Origin of the sequence: Roseobacter sinensis (genome assembly GCF_025755255.1) — a bacterium.
Lineage (GTDB): Bacteria > Pseudomonadota > Alphaproteobacteria > Rhodobacterales > Rhodobacteraceae > Roseobacter > Roseobacter sinensis.
The window spans coordinates 80,681-96,706 of the sequence record NZ_JALIEB010000008.1 but is presented as its reverse complement, the minus strand read 5'-3'; the positions used below and the strand labels follow the sequence as shown (position 1 = coordinate 96,706).

The window sequence follows — 16,026 nt, the reverse complement described above, 5'->3', positions numbered from 1 at the left end:
CTTGCTGTGCACGGTCGATCCGAAGATCACCCAAACGCACTCACCTTCCCACTGACTAAGTGGCAGTATTCTTATACAGTGTGTGGGGGCTGGCCGGTCAAGCTTCCAAAATCTTGTGTTACGCTTTGAAACGATCCTGTGATTTTGCCACGGATTTCTGTCGGCCGTCCGGCGCAATTCGGGTAGGTTCCCGCATCGATGTCATGTGTTCCGACGTGATTGGCGTTCGAGGGGTCGGCAAGCGCGACCGTCGGACCTGCCGACTGTCGTCGATTCGACCACCCGACTGCCTCTGTCAGCGATTTTCGATGTCGATGTAGTCGCGCGCGGTTTCGCCGAGATAGAGCTGGCGCGGGCGGCCGATCTTGTTCTGCGGATCGGCGATCATCTCTTTCCATTGCGAGATCCAGCCCACGGTGCGGCTGAGCGCGAAGATCGGCGTGAACATCGACGTCGGGAACCCCATCGCCTCGAGGATGATGCCCGAGTAGAAATCGACGTTCGGGAACAGCTTCTTTTCGGCGAAATATGGGTCTTCGAGCGCCTGTTTTTCCAGCTCCATCGCCACCTGCAGCAGCGGGTTGTCCTCGACGCCCAGAAGGTCCAGCACCTCGTCGGCTGATTGCTTCATCACGGTCGCGCGGGGGTCGAAGTTCTTGTAGACCCGGTGACCGAACCCCATCAGGCGGTAGCTGTCGTTCTTGTCCTTGGCCCGCGCGATGAACTCGGGGATGCGGTCGGGCGTGCCGATCTCCTTGAGCATCTCCAGACAGGCCTGGTTGGCCCCACCATGCGCGGGCCCCCAGAGACAGGCGATGCCGGCGGCGATGCACGCGAAGGGGTTGGCGCCCGACGACGACGCCAGCCGCACCGTCGAGGTGGAGGCGTTCTGCTCGTGATCCGCATGCAGGGTAAAGATGCGGTCCATCGCGCGGCTGAGGATCGGGTTGACCTCATACTCCTCCGCCGGAACCGAGAAACACATCCGTAGGAAGTTCGACGCGTAATCCAGATCGTTGCGCGGGTACACAAAAGGCTGCCCGATGGAGTATTTGTAGGCCCAGGCCGCAATTGTCGGCATTTTCGCAATCAGCCTGTGGCTCGCGATTTCACGCTGGCGTTCGTCGGTGATGTCGGTGCTGTCGTGATAGAAGGCCGACATCGCCCCCACGACACCGACCATGATCGCCATCGGATGCGCGTCACGGCGGAATCCGCGGAAGAAGTTCACCATCTGCTCATGCAGCATGGTGTGATGGGTGATGTTCAGCTCGAATTCCTCAAGCTGCGCGGCGGAGGGCAACTCGCCATAGAGCAGCAGGTAGCACACCTCGAGGTAATGCGACATGCTGGCGAGCTGGTCGATGGGGTAGCCCCGGTGCAGCAGTTCGCCCTTGTCGCCATCAATGAAGGTGATGGTGCTGTCGCAGCTGGCCGTGGAGGTGAAGCCCGGATCGTAGGTGAAAACACCGGCCTGGCCATAGAGCTTGCGGATATCGACCACATCCGGCCCCGCGGTGGGGGAGAAGATCGGCAACTCGTACTCGTTCCCGTCAATGCTCAGCGTTGCGGATTTCGTGCTTTCAGCCATCAGAGGTCCTTCCTGTCTTGCTTGCGGGCGCACCCGCCGTCCGGCGCTTGACGCAAGGCGCGTCAGACCGATGGTTTGCGCGTGGGCTCACCCCGCGTCCTTGCTTGCATCTGTCAATCGGGCGAGGGTCTCATCTTGGCCCAGAACCAGCATCATGTCGAATACCGAAGGTGTGACCGCCCGCCCGGCGAGCGCGGCCCTGAGCGGGCCAGCCAGTTTCCCGAACTTGGTTCCTTTGCTTTCCGCGAAGTTGTTCAGGAGGTCCTCCAGATGTTCTCTGCTCCAGCTATCAGTTTGCAGCTGCGGCGTCAATTCTCTCAGTATACCACGGGATACCGAGTCCAGCGCCCTGGCGGCCTTCTCGTCCGGTTCTATCGGCCGGGACGTCAGCGAAAAATGAGCCTTATCAAGAAGCTCCGGCAGAGTCTTCGCGCGCTCTTTGACGCAATACATGGCGCGCGCAAGCATCTTTTCCTGGGCTTCGGTCAGGGCCTCTTGACCCGCTGCCTGCAGATATTCCGTGATTTCACGCTGCAATGCGGCATCATCTGCGAGTGCAATGTGCTGGCCCGAGAGGTTTTCGAGCTTCTTCAGATCGAACCGCGCGGGGCTCTTGCCGATCCCATCCAGATCGAACCACGCCCGCGCTTGGGCGTCGGTGAAGAACTCATCGTCCCCATGGCTCCAGCCGAGCCTGGCGAGGTAGTTGCGCATGCCCGCCGCCGGATAGCCCATCACCTGATACTCCTGCGCGCCAAGGGCTCCATGGCGCTTGCTGAGCTTCTTGCCATCAGGCCCGTGGATCAGTGGGATATGCGCCCAGACCGGCACCTCCCAGCCCATCGCCTCATAGATCATCATCTGACGCGCGGCGTTGTTGAGGTGGTCATCCCCCCGGATCACATGGGTCACGCCCATATCGTGGTCATCGACAACAACCGCCAGCATATAGACCGGCGTGCCATCGGAACGTAACAGCACCATGTCGTCGAGCTGATCGTTGCGAATGGTGACATCGCCCTGCACCCGGTCGCGGATCACCGTCTCGCCCGTCTGCGGCGCTTTGATGCGGATGACGTAGGGCGCATCGGGGTGCGTGCCGGGATCCGCATCGCGCCAGGGCGAGCGGTAGAGCGTGCTTTGCCCCGCTGCGCGCGCCGCTTCGCGGAAGGCGGTGATCTCGTCCTGTGTCGCGAAGCACTTGTAGGCTTTGCCCGCCGCCAGCAGCTCTTGTGCCACTGCGGCATGGCGGGGCGCGTTTTCGAACTGGCTCACGATCTCACCATCGTGGTCGAGCCCGAGCCACGCCAGGCCCTGCAGGATGGCTGCGGTCGCTTCGGGCGTCGAGCGCGCGCGGTCCGTGTCTTCGATCCGCAACAGGAATCGGCCACCACGGCCGCGCGCGTAAAGCCAGTTGAACAGCGCCGTGCGCGCGCCTCCGATGTGCAGAAACCCCGTGGGCGAGGGGGCAAACCGGGTGACGACAGGGGCTGACATGCGCGCGTTTACCTTTCAGTAACCAAGAACGGCCTAGACCTAGATCGCCTGTCTATCCAGTGCGGGGAACGGGGGCAAGGAGGTGTCAGGTGAGACGCATCAGCTCCGTTTTGCTGGAGCAGCGCGGGTCGCTCTTCGAATGGGTGCCCGTCTGTATGGCGATTGGAATCGGCATTTACTTTCTGCTGCGGTTCGAGCCCACGATGCCGCAGCTCTGGTCGGTTGCGGGTGGAGCGGTGGCCCTGCTTCTGGCCGCGCGCTGGCTTGGTGAGGCGTTTCGCCCCCTGGTCATCGGGCTGGTCATCGTCGCCTCGGGCTTCCTGCTGGCCGCACACCGTGCCCACGACGTGGCGAGCCCGGTGATGAGCTGGCGCTACTACGGGCCCGTCGAGGGCCGGGTGGTGAACCTCGACCGCAGCAGTTCGGATGCCTTGCGGATCACACTCGACCAGGTGGTGCTGGAACGTGTGCCGCCGCACCGCACGCCCGAGCGGGTGCGGATCTCGCTGCATGGCGATCAGAGCCTCAGCGTGCTGCCCGCGCCCGGGCTTCGGGTGATGACGACCGCCCATGTCTCGCCGCCCGGCGGCCCGGTCGAACCTGGCGGCTTTGACTTCCAGCGCCACGCCTGGTTTGGCCAGCTGGGCGGTGTTGGCTATTCGCGTGTCCCGCTTCTGGCCATCGCGCCTCCGGAGGAGGATCGCTGGGAGCTTGCGGTCTTCCGCATCCGTATGGCCATCGGCGCGCGGATGCTGCAGGTGCTGCCCGGCGATGTGGGCGGCTTTGCGGTGGCGGTGACGACGGGCGCGCGCTCCTCGATCAGCCAGCAGGCGCTCGACGATCTGCGCGCCAGCAACCTCGCGCATTTGCTGGCGATTTCGGGCCTGCACATGGGGCTGCTTACAGGCTTTGTGTTTGCGCTTCTTCGGGTGACCATCGCGCTGATCCCACCGCTGGCCCTGCGGGTGCCGGCGCGCAAACTGGCCGCGGGCGGTGCGCTGATCGTCGCGGCTGGCTATCTGGCGCTGTCGGGGGGCAACGTGGCGACCGAACGCGCTTTCATTATGGTCGCAGTCGCACTCTCGGCGGTGATGCTGAACCGGCGCGCCATCTCGCTGCGCGCCGTCGCCATCGCCGCGGTCATCGTCCTGCTGCTGAGACCCGAGGCGCTGCTGGGCCCGGGCTTCCAGATGTCCTTTGCGGCCACCACCGCACTTGTGGCCGTCTTCGGCTACATGCGCGATCATCGCATCGGCATGGGCCCCAATTGGGCGAAGCCGGTGGTGGCGGTGCTGATCTCGTCCGGCGTGGCCGGGCTCGCCACCGCGCCGATCGGGGCGGCGCATTTCAACGCCATTTCGCACTACGGGCTCATCGCCAATCTGACGTCGGTGCCGATGATGGGCACGGTGGTGATCCCGGCGGCGGTGCTCGCTCTGATCCTGGCGCCGCTGGGGCTCGACTGGATCGGGCTGTGGATCATGGGCGTGGGCCTGCGCTGGATTCTCGAAGTTGGCAGCTTCGTTGCGGGCCTCGACGGTGCGCGCTCTTTCGTGCACGGGCCGGGACTTGCGGTGTTGCCGATGATCGCGCTTGGATTCCTGTGGCTCTGTCTCTGGCAGGGGCGGACACGGCTGGTCGGGGGGCTTCCGCTGGTGGCGGCCTTCGGGCTCTGGGCCTTGGCCGAGCGGCCGGTGGGCCTGATCGCCGAGAACGGCACCCTGGTCGGTGTCATGACGCCGGAGGGCCGCGCGCTCAGCAAGGCGCGCGGGGCGGGTTTCATCGCGCAGAACTGGCTGGAAAACGACGGCGAAGCCACGGATCAGACGACGGCCGCCGCTCGGTGGCCCGAGACGCGCGCGGCACCGCTGCCGGGCGGTGTCGCGTTGACGCATCTTGCGGGGAAGGCGGCAGTCGCCGCGTTTGAGGGCTGCAGCGCGGGTCAGATCGTCGTGGCCAATCAGCCGTTGCCAGCGGTACCGTCAGAGTGCCTGCTGCTTGATCCGGATCGGCTGCGGGACATGGGCGCAGTCGCCATTCTCGCCCGGCGCGACGGGGTGCATCTGGTCTCGACCCGCGACCGCACGGGCGACCGGCTGTGGACGCCCTGGTACCAGCGCGCGCAGCTTCAGTAGGTGCGGATCAGACCCACCAGCTTGCCCTGCACCTTCACCTGATCTTCGGTGAAAATCCGCGTCTCATAGGCCGGGTTGGCCGCTTCCAAGGCGATGGTGCTGCCCTTGCGGATAAAGCGCTTCAGCGTCGCCTCGTGATCTTCCACCAAGGCCACGACGATATCGCCGTTGTCGGCCACGCTGGTTTCGCGGATCACCACCACGTCGCCATCATTGATACCGGCGTCGATCATGGAATCCCCGCGCACTTCCAGCGCGTAGTGCTCGCCCGAACCCGAGAGCATCTGCCCGGGCACGGCGACGCTGTGCGAGCGCTGATTGATCGCCTCGATGGGCACACCCGCAGCGATCCGGCCCATCACGGGCAGCTCGGTCGCAAAGGCGGTCGTGACAGGTTGGGCGTTTGCGGGCATCGGCGCATTGGGCTTGTCACCCTCGATCACCCGTGGCGAGAAGCCGCCCGTGGGTTCGCCGCCGAGGCTTTCGGGCAGCTTCACGATCTCGATGGCGCGGGCGCGATGGGCCAGCCGGCGAATGAATCCGCGCTCTTCCAAGGCGGTGATCAGACGGTGGATGCCCGATTTCGAGCGGAGATCCAGCGCTTCCTTCATTTCATCGAAACTCGGCGGAACACCGTCCCGCTGCATGCGCTTGTGAATGAACTCGAGCAAATCCAACTGCTTCTTGGTGAGCATCTTTGGTCCTCCGACGCCTGAATTTACCTTTGTTCTAGAGATGTTCCCGTTTTGTGTCAACGGTGTCAGAGCGGCAGGTAGGAGACGGTCTCGCCTGTCTCGCGTCCGGCGTCGTGGGGTGGGCGGACGATCAGCGCATTGGCACGCGACAGAATACCCAGCAGCGAGCTGTCCTGATTGTCGAAGGCGCGCAGGCCGTCCTCGGCGAGAACCGCGCGCATGTAGTGCTCACGCGGGCCATTGGGGGTGAGTGGTGCCGCGAGCTGCGCCTGCAGGGTCCGCGCGGGCTCGGCCCGCAGGCCCAGCAGCGCGCGCACGACGGGGGTGACGAAGATCTTGCCACAGACCATGGCCGAGACCGGGTTGCCGGGCAGCCCGATCATCGCCGCGTCGCGCAACCGCCCGGCCATCAGCGGTTTGCCGGGCCGCATCGCGACCTTGTAGAACGACTGTTGCATTCCCAGCGTGTCCGCCACCGGGGCGACCAGATCGTGATCGCCCACAGAGGCGCCCCCGATGGTGACGATCAGGTCCGCGCCGGCTGCGAGCCCGAAGGCGGTCGTCAGCGATGCGGTCGTGTCCCGCGCGATGGGGATCATCCGCGCCTCGGCACCCTCCGCCTCCAGCATGGCGGCCAGACCGAAGCTGTTGGAGGCGATGATCTGGTCGGGACCAGGCGTCTCGCCCGGCATGACAAGCTCATCGCCCGTTGCCATCACGGCCACCACCGGGCGGCGGGTCACCGGCACCTCGGGCACGTTCATGGCGGCCAGCAGCGCGATGTCGGTGGGGCTCAGCCGTCGCGGCGCGTCCATCACATCGCCAGCGCTGAAGTCCCCCCCGGCCGGACGAATATTGTCCTTCCCGTCCATGTCGCCGTTCAGCGTGATCAGATCGCCACGGCGGGTCACGTCCTCCTGGATCACCACATGATCCAGCCCCGCCGGGACGGGCGCACCGGTAAAGATGCGCACACATTGGCCAGGGCCGACGGTGCCGTGGAAGGCGTGCCCCGCTGCGGCTTCACCCACGAGTTTGAACATCGCATCGGGCTCGACCTCGGCGCTGCGCAGGGCATAGCCGTCCATGGAGGAGGCGTCGAACGGCGGCTGGGTCCGGGTCGCGGCCACATCCCGCGCCAGGACGCGGCCCGCAGCTTCGCGCAGCGGCACTGTCTCGGTCTCAAGCGGGCGGACCAGCGCAAAGAGATGCTCCAGCGCCTCGGCGACCGAGATCATGGCGCCTCGAACCGGCCGGACTTGCCTCCGTCTTTAAGAACAACGCGCAAATCTCTGATCTGCATGGATTTATCGACAGCCTTCGTCATGTCGTAGACGGTCAGCGCTGTGACGGAGGCGGCCGTGAGCGCCTCCATCTCCACGCCAGTTTGCCCGGTCGTCTTGACAGTCGCTTCGATCCGGTAGCCGGGCAGATCGGGATCCGCCTCGAAGTCGACGGAAACCTTGGTGATCGGCAGCGGATGGCAAAGCGGGATCAGATCCGAGGTGCGTTTCGCGGCCATGATGCCGGCGAGCCGGGCGGCCCCCAGCACGTCACCCTTCTTGGCATGCCCTTGCGCAATGATCTCGAAAGTCTCGGGCTGCATCGCGATGTGGCAGCGCGCCACGGCGATCCGGTCAGTGACCGGTTTGGCCCCCACATCGACCATATGCGCATCACCCTTGGCATCGAAATGCGACAGCTTGCCCGCCACCTCACATGCCCCCGGAGGTCACGGGATTGGCCAGCAGCTTGCGGGTCGCTGCCTCGACATCGTCCTCGCGCATGAGGCTCTCGCCGATCAGAAAGATCCGCGCACCATAGCGCGCGAGATCAGCCAGATCCTCGGGCGTCCTGAGACCGGATTCCGCCACGATCAGCCGGTCTTCAGGCACCTCGCGCGACAGCTCTCGTGTCGTTTCGAGCGTGGTCTCGAAGGTCTTGAGATCGCGGTTGTTGATGCCCACAAGGCGGCTCTTGAGCTGGCTCGCGCGCGCAAGCTCTTCCGCGTCATGGACTTCGAGCAGCGCATCCATGCCCCACTCCATCGCGGCCTCTTCGAGATCCTGCGCCTGCTCGTCGCTGACCGAGGCCATGATGATCAGGATGCAGTCGGCCCCCAGTGCGCGGGCTTCGGCCACCTGGTAGGGGTCATACATGAAATCCTTCCGCAGAACCGGCAAGTCGCAGGCAGCGCGGGCCTGCTGCAAGTAGGATTTGTCACCCTGAAAGCTTGGCGTGTCGGTCAGGACCGACAGGCAGGTGGCGCCGCCCTCGGCATAGGCTTCGGCGAGTGCCGCAGGCTCGAAATCGGCGCGGATCAGCCCTTTGGACGGGCTCGCCTTCTTGATTTCCGCGATCAGACCATACCCCTGGATCGTCGCCTGATGCAGCGCATCGGCAAAGGGCCGCACGGGCGGCGCTTCGCGCGCCTCGGCTTCGACCTCGGCAAGCGGCTTGGCGGCCTTGTCCGCGGCAATCTCTTCCAGCTTGTAAGTCTTGATCTTGTCGAGAATTGTGTCGGTCATGGGGTCTCCGGCGGGTTGGCCCAATTTATGGCGCGCTGGCCGCGGGCCTGCAACCACGCATTGGTGCGGCTGAACGGGCGCGAGCCGAAAAAGCCGCGCCGGGCGGAGAGCGGCGAGGGGTGGGCCGTCTCGATCTTGAGGTTGACCGCAGGATCGATGCCCGCGGCGGCCTTCTGTGCATTGGCGCCCCAGAGCAGATAGGCGCGAGGCCCATCGGCGAGCCGATCCAGCACCTGCTGGGTGAGCGCCTGCCAACCCAGGCCATCGTGGCCCTTGGCTTCGCCCGCAGGAACCGTCAGCACCGTGTTCAGCAAAAGCACGCCCTGATCGGCCCAGAATCCGAGGTCCGCGGACCGTGGATGCGCGCCGATATCTGCCTGCATTTCCTTGAATATATTGCCCAGCGACCGGGGCAGGGGCCGTACGCCAGCCGCGGCCGAGAAGGCCAGACCATGCGCATGGCCGGGTGTCGGGTAGGGGTCCTGTCCGAGGATCACCACACGCGCTTCGTCGGGCTGCACCCGCTCCAGCGCGCGGAACATCTGCGGCGCGGGCGGCAGGACCACTCGAGGGTCTTCCGCCAGCTTGGCTGCGAGGGCGGGCCAGGCGGTCTGGAAGAACGGCAGGTGCGCCCAGGCCCCCAGGGCGTGCAGCCCGGCCTCGGTCACGCCGCCTGCGTAATCTTCGCGACCGCTTCGATCTTGGCGCGCGCCGCCCCGCTGTCGATGGCAGCTGCAGCCTGTTCGACGCCCTCTTTCAGATCGGCCACCGCATCGGCCACAAGCAGGGCCGCGGCGGCGTTCAGCAGCACCGCGTCGCGATAGGCTGACGCGCGGCCATCCAGCAAGGCATTGAAATCGAGCGCATTCTCCTCTGGCGTGCCGCCCACGATCGCCTCGAAAGGATGGAGCGGCAGGCCCGCGTCCTCGGGGTGCACCTCGATCTCCGTCACGCTGCCGTCGGGCGCCAGCGCGCTGACCCAGGACAGGCCGGTGATCGTCAGCTCATCGGTGCCGTCGGAGCCATGCACGAGCCAGGCTTTCTCGGACCCCAGTGCGCCCAGCGTTTCCGCCATCGGGCGGATGAGATCGCGCGAAAACGCGCCCGTCAATTGCCGTTTGACGCCTGCGGGATTGGTCATCGGACCGAGGATGTTGAAGATGGTGCGTGTTCCCAGCTCGGCCCGCGTGGGCATCACATGGGCAATCGCCGGGTGGTGCATCGGCGCCATCATGAAGCCGATGCCCGCCTCGGAGAGCGCCCGTTCGACCACCTTGGGCCCCACCATCACATTGAGACCCATCTGCGTCAGCGCATCCGCCGCGCCGGACTTCGAGCTGAGGTTGCGGTTGCCGTGCTTCGCCACGACCACGCCCGCGCCTGCCACCACGAAGGCGGTGGCGGTGGAAATGTTGAGCGTGCCCTTGCCGTCGCCGCCGGTGCCGACGATGTCCATCGCGCCCTCCGGCGCTTGCACGGCATTGCACTTGGCCCGCATCACGGCGGCCGCTGCAGCGTATTCGTCGACCGTCTCGCCGCGGGTGCGCAGGGCCATCAGGAGGCCGCCGATCTGGCTGGGCGTGGCTTCGCCCTCAAAGAGGATCGAGAACGCCTGCTCGGCCTGGTCCTTGGTCAGCGGCCCCTCGGCGGCAGCGCCGATGAGCGGCTTGAGCGCCTCGCTCATGCGGGCACCTTCATCTCGTCGATGAAGTTCTGCAAAAGCGCGTGCCCATGTTCCGAGCGGATGGATTCGGGATGAAACTGCACCCCGTGGATCGGCAAGGTCCGATGCTGCACGCCCATGATCGTGCCATCATCGAGCTCTGCGGTGATCTCCAGATCGTCAGGCAGGCTGTCGCGGTCAACGACCAGCGAGTGATACCGTGTCGCGGCGAAGGGCGTCGGCAGGCCCGCGAACACGCCCCGTTGCCGATGCGCGATCCGGCCCAGCTTGCCGTGCACGATGTCCTTGGCCTGCACCACCTTGCCGCCGAAGACCTGACCGATGGTCTGATGTCCGAGGCAGACGCCCAGCAGCGGTGTGCCGGTTTCCGCCGCTGCATGGGTCAGGCTGAGGCAAATTCCCGCCTGATCGGGCGTGCTGGGCCCCGGCGAAAGCAGGATGCCCGCAGGCTTCAACGCCATCGCTTCCTGCACGTTCAGCGCATCGTTACGGTGCACAACCACATCCATACCGAGGCTGCCGACGTAGTGCAGCAGGTTGTAGGTAAAACTGTCGTAGTTGTCGATGAGAAGCAGCATGTCCAAAACTTTGAATTCAGGGCTGGAGACCGAGGCCCCGAGCGCGGTATACGTGGGGCTACATGTTCAGGCTTGCGGGCGTGCGTCAAGGGGCGCAAGCTCGGGTGTGCCCGGACAAGGTGCAAGGGCCGCGCCTCCGACGCAGCAGCGGAGTGCGGCACGTGACGACAAGAGGTGAGCAGAGCGTGGCACGAGGATTTCTGAGAGGAGCACTCTGGGGCAGCGCCGTCGGCCTGGGCGCCGTCGCGGTGCTCTCTGCCGTGACCGAGCCGCCGCGCCCGCCGGATGTCGAAGCCGCCGCGCCCGTGACCGAAACGGCACCCGAGCCCGCGGTGACCGATGCGGCCCAGCCGCGGGAAGACCGTGTCCCGGTGACGGGTCAGGAAGGGCCGAAAGCTCCGGCGCCCCAGCCCGATACGCTGGCCGCCGTCGGCGACGAGACCCTGCGCCCGGCCGCGCAACCGCAGACCGGCGAGGCACCGGGGCTCACCGATCCCGGACCGGCGGCCGATACCAGCGGCGTGACCCGTGGTGAGACCGAGACCCGGGAAACGCCCCGCCCGCAGGCGCTTGGCCTGACGGCGCCCAAGGTCGAGCCCGGCGTGGCAGTCTCGACCGAACCGGCGACACCGCCAGGGCAACCGCCCCAGCCCGCGCCCGACGGCGAGCAACTCGCCCTGACGGAGGATCCGCAACAGCCCACCGCACCCCTGCCGGATGCGGAAAGCATCGGGCTGGCCGAACCCGCGCCTCCGGCTGCGGCGGTAGAGGCGCCGGATGGCTCGATTTCGCAGGACCCCGAACAGCCGCCGCTGCCGGATGTGCCCGCCGAGACACAGGCCTTCGCGCCCGAGCCCGCGGTCGAGCCTGACCCGCAGCCCGCGCCCGATACGCCGGCGGCTGCCGATACACCGGCGCCCGCGGAGGATGCGGTGACCCCACAGATCGCCGCCGGTGGTCCCGGCACCGCGACATCGCCGTCCACGCCGCGTGCGCAAGAGCGCGGGAGCGCGCAGCCACCGGCCCAGACGCTGCCCGAGGAAACCACCGCGGTACCGGAGCTTGCGTCCGAAGACGTCCTTGCAGGCGTTGGGGCGCCGGTTGGCAGGGTGGGCAATCTGGCGCCCGACGTTCAGATCAACCGCCTGCCCAACCTGCGCGATGAAACACCCGCCGCGCTGGGGCCGCAAACGGCACCCGATCCGGAGGAGGCTGAGACCGCTCCTCCGGTCTTGGCTCGCCCCATCGAACGTTTCGCCGTTCCGGTGGAGAACCCCGAGGGCAAGCCGATGATGGCGATCGTGCTGATGGATGGTGGGGTGGATCTGAGCGCCGGCACCATCGGGCTGCCAGCCTTGCGCAGCTTCCCCTATCCGATCAGCTTTGCCGTGGACAGCAGCCTGCCGGACGCGGCCGAGCGCATGGCGGCCTATCGCGCCGAAGGCTTCGAAGTCCTGGCGATCGTGGATCTGCCCCAGGGCGCGCAGGCGCAGGATGCCGAAACCTCGCTGTCGGTGGCGCTCGATGCGGTGCCCGAAGCGGTCGGAGTGCTGGAGGGCGTGGGCGAGGGGCTGCAAGGCTCGCGAGAGGCGGCCATGCAGGTTGCTGAGATCCTCGCCCAAACCGGGCATGGGTTCGTCACCCAGAACAACGGGCTCAACACGGTGCAGAAACTCGCGGCGCGCTCCGGCGTACCCTCGGCGGTGGTGTTCCGCGATTTCGACGATGCGGATCAGTCGCCGACTGTGATCCGGCGGTTCCTGGATCAGGCCGCGTTCCGCGCCGGACGGGTTGGGACGGTGGTGATGCTGGGCCGTTTGCGTGAGGATACGATTTCGGCGCTGCTCATCTGGGGACTGCAAGATCGGGCAGCACAGGTTGCGCTGGTCCCGATTTCGGCCGCGTTGACCACAGAGCCTTAGGCGCGGCGCTCCTCGGCCGCCGCGAAACCGTCATACCAGAGCGCAAACGCCTCCGCATCCATGGGATGGCCGACCAGGAAGCCCTGGACGACATCGCAGCCATGCGCTTTCACGCGAGAGAATTGCTCTTCGGTTTCAACGCCTTCCGCGACGATCCTCATGTCAAGACTGCGCGACAGCGTGGTCAGCGCAGCGACAATGCTCTCGGCGCGGTCGTTCGGGATCGGTGCAATGAGAGAGCGGTCGAGCTTGATGCCGTCGAACAGCAGGCGCGACAGCGTCGACATGGAGGCATATCCGGTGCCGAAATCGTCCAACACCACGGAAAAACCGGCTTTCTTGAGCTGCTCGACACTGAGAATGGCATGGTCGTCCTCACTGCGGATCAGCGTCGTCTCCAGGATCTCCACCGTCAGGTCATGCGGTGTCATCCCGCGGGCCAAGACCTCCTGCAAGAGTCGGTCCGACAGGTTCGGGTCGCGGAGGGTCGCAGGGGAGACGTTCACCGAGATCGACGGGATCACATAGCCGCGATCCCGCAGAGATTCGAGCAGGTCGAGCCCCTTTTCCACCATGATCAGGTCAATCTGCCGGATCAGCCCGGCCTCTTCGGCAGCGGCAATGAACGTCGCGGGCGGCACGATGCCACGCTCGGGGTGGCGCCAGCGTGCGAGCACCTCGCAGCCGGAGAGCTTTCCGGTGCGGGTGCAGAGCTGGGGCTGGAAATGCGGCTCGAACTGATCGGCCGCCAACGCCGCGTCGATCTGCGCGAAAAGGATGCGCCGCCGCTCGAACTCTTCGCGCAGATCGCAGGAGTGGGCAAAAACCTGTCCGCGCCCGCTGCGTTTCGCCTCGTAGAGCGCGAGATCCGCCTCGATCAGCAACTGATCGGGCGTCGCTTCCGCCGAGGTGGCAATTGTAAACCCTATGCTGGCGCCGATTTCGCAGGCTGCATCCTCGATCATTATCGGTTGGCTGATCGCGGTCACAAGGCGATGGCCGAGTTGCTCGAGAGCCTCCACCGACTTCGGGGCTTTCATCACGATGACGAACTCGTCCCCGCCGATCCGCGCCACCAGATCGTCCGCGCGCGCCTGGTCCAGCAGCAGCCGGGCCACTTTGATCAGCACGTCGTCGCCAGCCTTGTGTCCGAGGCTGTCGTTGATCGCCTTGAACCGATCTAGATCGAGCTTCATGACCCCAACCGTGACTTCGCCGCCCGAGCCGTCCTCAAGGCGTGAAAGATAGTCGTAAAGCGCGCGGCGGTTGAGCAGGCCGGTCAGCGCATCGTGATTGGCTGCATGCGCGAGGTTGTTGCGGGCGGCCAAGAGTTCGGCGTTGCGCTGCCGCAGGGCGTTGAAGGACGAGGTCAGCTGCCGACCGCGCCGTTCGAGCCGCTTGATCGTGCGGTTGACGGACACCTGCGCTGGCAGGAAAATGAACAGCGCCTCCAGCAGGAGCACGATCACGGCACCAGCGAGGGCAATGGTTTCCAAGCTGTGCAACCATCGGTTCTGGGCATCGGCGCGGGTCTGGTGCAGCCGTGCCGCCGTGCTGAGGGCCACCAGAAGGTCCTGCTGCCCAAGCGAGACCAGCTGGTTCTGCATGTTCGTCTTGACCTGTCCGCTGGCTTGAAGCGAGTAGCGCGCGGTCTCGACGAAGCGGCGCGAGAAGTAATCGAGCGGGAACGCCTCATCCTCGAAATAGAGCGCGCGCAGCTCTGGCGAGAGGTTGGCCCGGTTGGTCAGCCAGTCGTGCGACGTCTCGAAGAGCTGAATGGCGGATGCGAGCCGGGCGTCGATCTCGGGCGATCCGCGGCGTTCGCTTTCCCGCATGAGAAACAGGATGCGCTGGCTCAGCATCACCTGACGCGTGCTGATGTGGCTGGCATCGGCATCGGCATCAGCGCCGCTGATTGCACCGATCGAGAAGTAATGCGCAGCCGAAATCGTCAGACACACGATCGCAAGGCCGAGCACATAGCGCCGCCAAAGCGATTGTGGCCGTGTAATGCAGACGAGGCGCATCGCGCGACGCCTGAAATGCTTGACGATCCCGAACAAAAGGGTCCCCGCGACTGTCTCCCTTGCAGGGCTGGCGGACACAACCCAAAGATGGCGCTGCGTACCCTGCTCCCGGACAAAGTCTCCCAGAGGCAGGTTTCAATACCGTCAAGAGCCGGGTGGATGCGCGCTGTGTAGACCGGGTTTTTACCAAGAATTTTCAGCTAAAGCATTTCGATTTATGCTTGAATCACAATTCGCTGCCTCTCCCAAACGGTCGAACGCGATGTGTGATGTTTGATGTCTCAAATTAAAATCGAAACGCAATAATTCGCGTCCATTCGGGGGGTAGAACTCAGATAATCTCGTCTTCATCAAAGAGCGGGTCGCGCTCCAGCTGCGCTGCGAGGTCCTCAACCGTGTCGTCCGCCGCACGCGGGTTGAGCGCGGCGAGGTGAAAGATCGCGTCGCCCTCGTTGACCACGGGCAGGATCGCCCGGCCGATCAGAATGCCGGGTGACGGCGCCTGCAGGTCGGTCTCGGCCCCGCCGAACGGGTCCGAGATCGTCGCCAGAAGATCACCGGGCTGCACCAGTTCGCCTTCCGCCCGGAAGGTGCGCAGCAGGCCACCGACCGGCGCGCGGAGCCAGGTGGAGCTTTCGCAGAGATACGGACGCGCCTTTGCCGGCGCAACGCTTCTGGCAGGAAGCATCGCGAGACCGCGCATCACCCGCAGGATGCCTGCGACGCCGGCCCGCACTGCCATTTCGTCAAAGCGCAGGCCTTCGCCCGCCTCATAGAGCAGGACGGAGGTCCCGTGCTGCGCCGCTTCGGCCCGCAGCGATCCATCGCGCAAAGGCGAGCTCAGCACCACGGGCGCGCCGAAGGTCATCGCCATCTCGCGGGTAGGACGGTCGCCGGGCGAGATCCGGATTTGCGGCAGGTTCGTGCGGTGGATGGCCGCCGAATGCAAGTCGATCCCCACTTCGCACCGCTGCACCACCTCGTTGAGGAAGATATGCGCCAGCCGTGCACCGAGCGAGCCCGAACGATGCCCCGGAAAGCAGCGGTTGAGGTCGCGCCGGTCGGGCAGGTAGCGCGAACGGTTGAGAAAGCCGAAACTGTTGACCACGGGCACGACCAGCAGCGTTCCGCGCAAGCTCTTGAGTTGCGGCGCGCGCAACAGCCGCCGCACGATCTCCACACCGATCACCTCGTCGCCATGCACGGCGGCCGAGACGAACATCACCGGACCCTCGCGGCGGCCGTGATGGACCTGCACAGAGAGGCTCACCGGTGTGTGGTCGGGCAGGCTGGAGACGGGCAGGTGCACTGTCTCGATACTGCCCGGCCGGATGGTTTGCCCGGCGATTTCAAAGGGCTGGCGCGGCAT

13 protein-coding genes are annotated in these 16,026 nt (G+C 65.6%); 2 read left to right on the top strand and 11 right to left on the bottom strand.

Annotated elements, in window-relative coordinates:
* Positions 1-295: 295 nt before the first annotated feature.
* Positions 296-1,591 carry a citrate synthase gene (gene gltA, locus MUB52_RS13295; RefSeq protein ID WP_263844714.1) on the bottom strand — a complete coding sequence of 432 codons (1,296 nt, stop codon included), beginning with the start codon at positions 1,589-1,591 and terminating at the stop codon, positions 296-298.
* 87 nt (positions 1,592-1,678) lie between these two features.
* The gene (gene gltX / locus MUB52_RS13290; protein ID WP_263844713.1) at positions 1,679-3,088 is read right to left on the bottom strand and encodes a glutamate--tRNA ligase; all 1,410 of its coding nucleotides are present in this window, start codon (positions 3,086-3,088) and stop codon (positions 1,679-1,681) included.
* Between the two features lie 89 nt (positions 3,089-3,177).
* Here gltX and MUB52_RS13285 point away from each other — a divergent pair, with 89 nt between their 5' ends.
* Entirely contained in the window at positions 3,178-5,223 is a 2,046-nt protein-coding gene (locus MUB52_RS13285) for a ComEC/Rec2 family competence protein (RefSeq protein ID WP_263844712.1), read from the top strand.
* On the opposite strand, the gene lexA is transcribed toward MUB52_RS13285, so the two are convergent.
* From lexA to MUB52_RS13250, 7 genes are all read right to left on the bottom strand, one after another.
* Positions 5,217-5,918, bottom strand: a complete 702-nt coding sequence (gene lexA / locus MUB52_RS13280; protein ID WP_263844711.1) for a transcriptional repressor LexA — start codon at positions 5,916-5,918, stop codon at positions 5,217-5,219. The two genes, MUB52_RS13285 and lexA, sit on opposite strands and share 7 nt — an antisense overlap.
* 65 nt (positions 5,919-5,983) lie before the next feature.
* Positions 5,984-7,156 (bottom strand): molybdopterin molybdotransferase MoeA, encoded by a 1,173-nt coding sequence (locus MUB52_RS13275; protein ID WP_263844710.1) that lies wholly within the window; start codon positions 7,154-7,156, stop codon positions 5,984-5,986.
* Positions 7,153-7,632 carry a cyclic pyranopterin monophosphate synthase MoaC gene (gene moaC / locus MUB52_RS13270; protein ID WP_263844709.1) on the bottom strand — a complete coding sequence of 160 codons (480 nt, stop codon included), beginning with the start codon at positions 7,630-7,632 and terminating at the stop codon, positions 7,153-7,155. Before moaC ends, MUB52_RS13275 begins: the two co-directional genes overlap by 4 nt.
* 1 nt (position 7,633) lies before the next feature.
* Complete coding sequence (trpC, locus tag MUB52_RS13265; protein WP_263844708.1) at positions 7,634-8,446, bottom strand: indole-3-glycerol phosphate synthase TrpC; 813 nt, start codon at positions 8,444-8,446, stop codon at positions 7,634-7,636.
* Complete coding sequence (locus MUB52_RS13260) at positions 8,443-9,114, bottom strand: uracil-DNA glycosylase (RefSeq protein ID WP_263844707.1); 672 nt, start codon at positions 9,112-9,114, stop codon at positions 8,443-8,445. The genes trpC and MUB52_RS13260 overlap by 4 nt, the downstream gene beginning before the upstream one ends.
* On the bottom strand, positions 9,111-10,130 hold the full coding sequence (trpD, locus tag MUB52_RS13255) for an anthranilate phosphoribosyltransferase (protein WP_263844706.1): 1,020 nt from the start codon (positions 10,128-10,130) through the stop codon (positions 9,111-9,113). The genes MUB52_RS13260 and trpD overlap by 4 nt, the downstream gene beginning before the upstream one ends.
* Positions 10,127-10,708 (bottom strand): anthranilate synthase component II, encoded by a 582-nt coding sequence (locus MUB52_RS13250; protein ID WP_263844705.1) that lies wholly within the window; start codon positions 10,706-10,708, stop codon positions 10,127-10,129. Before MUB52_RS13250 ends, trpD begins: the two co-directional genes overlap by 4 nt.
* 185 nt (positions 10,709-10,893) lie before the next feature.
* Here MUB52_RS13250 and MUB52_RS13245 point away from each other — a divergent pair, with 185 nt between their 5' ends.
* A complete protein-coding gene (locus MUB52_RS13245; RefSeq protein WP_263844704.1) occupies positions 10,894-12,630 on the top strand; it encodes a divergent polysaccharide deacetylase family protein in 1,737 nt (578 codons plus the stop codon).
* Here the strand turns inward: MUB52_RS13245 and MUB52_RS13240 are convergent.
* Both MUB52_RS13240 and MUB52_RS13235 read right to left on the bottom strand, forming a co-directional pair.
* On the bottom strand, positions 12,627-14,657 hold the full coding sequence (locus MUB52_RS13240) for a putative bifunctional diguanylate cyclase/phosphodiesterase (RefSeq protein WP_263844703.1): 2,031 nt from the start codon (positions 14,655-14,657) through the stop codon (positions 12,627-12,629). The genes MUB52_RS13245 and MUB52_RS13240 overlap by 4 nt on opposite strands.
* A 331-nt stretch (positions 14,658-14,988) precedes the next feature.
* Positions 14,989-16,026 (bottom strand): succinylglutamate desuccinylase/aspartoacylase family protein, encoded by a 1,038-nt coding sequence (locus tag MUB52_RS13235; protein WP_263844702.1) that lies wholly within the window; start codon positions 16,024-16,026, stop codon positions 14,989-14,991.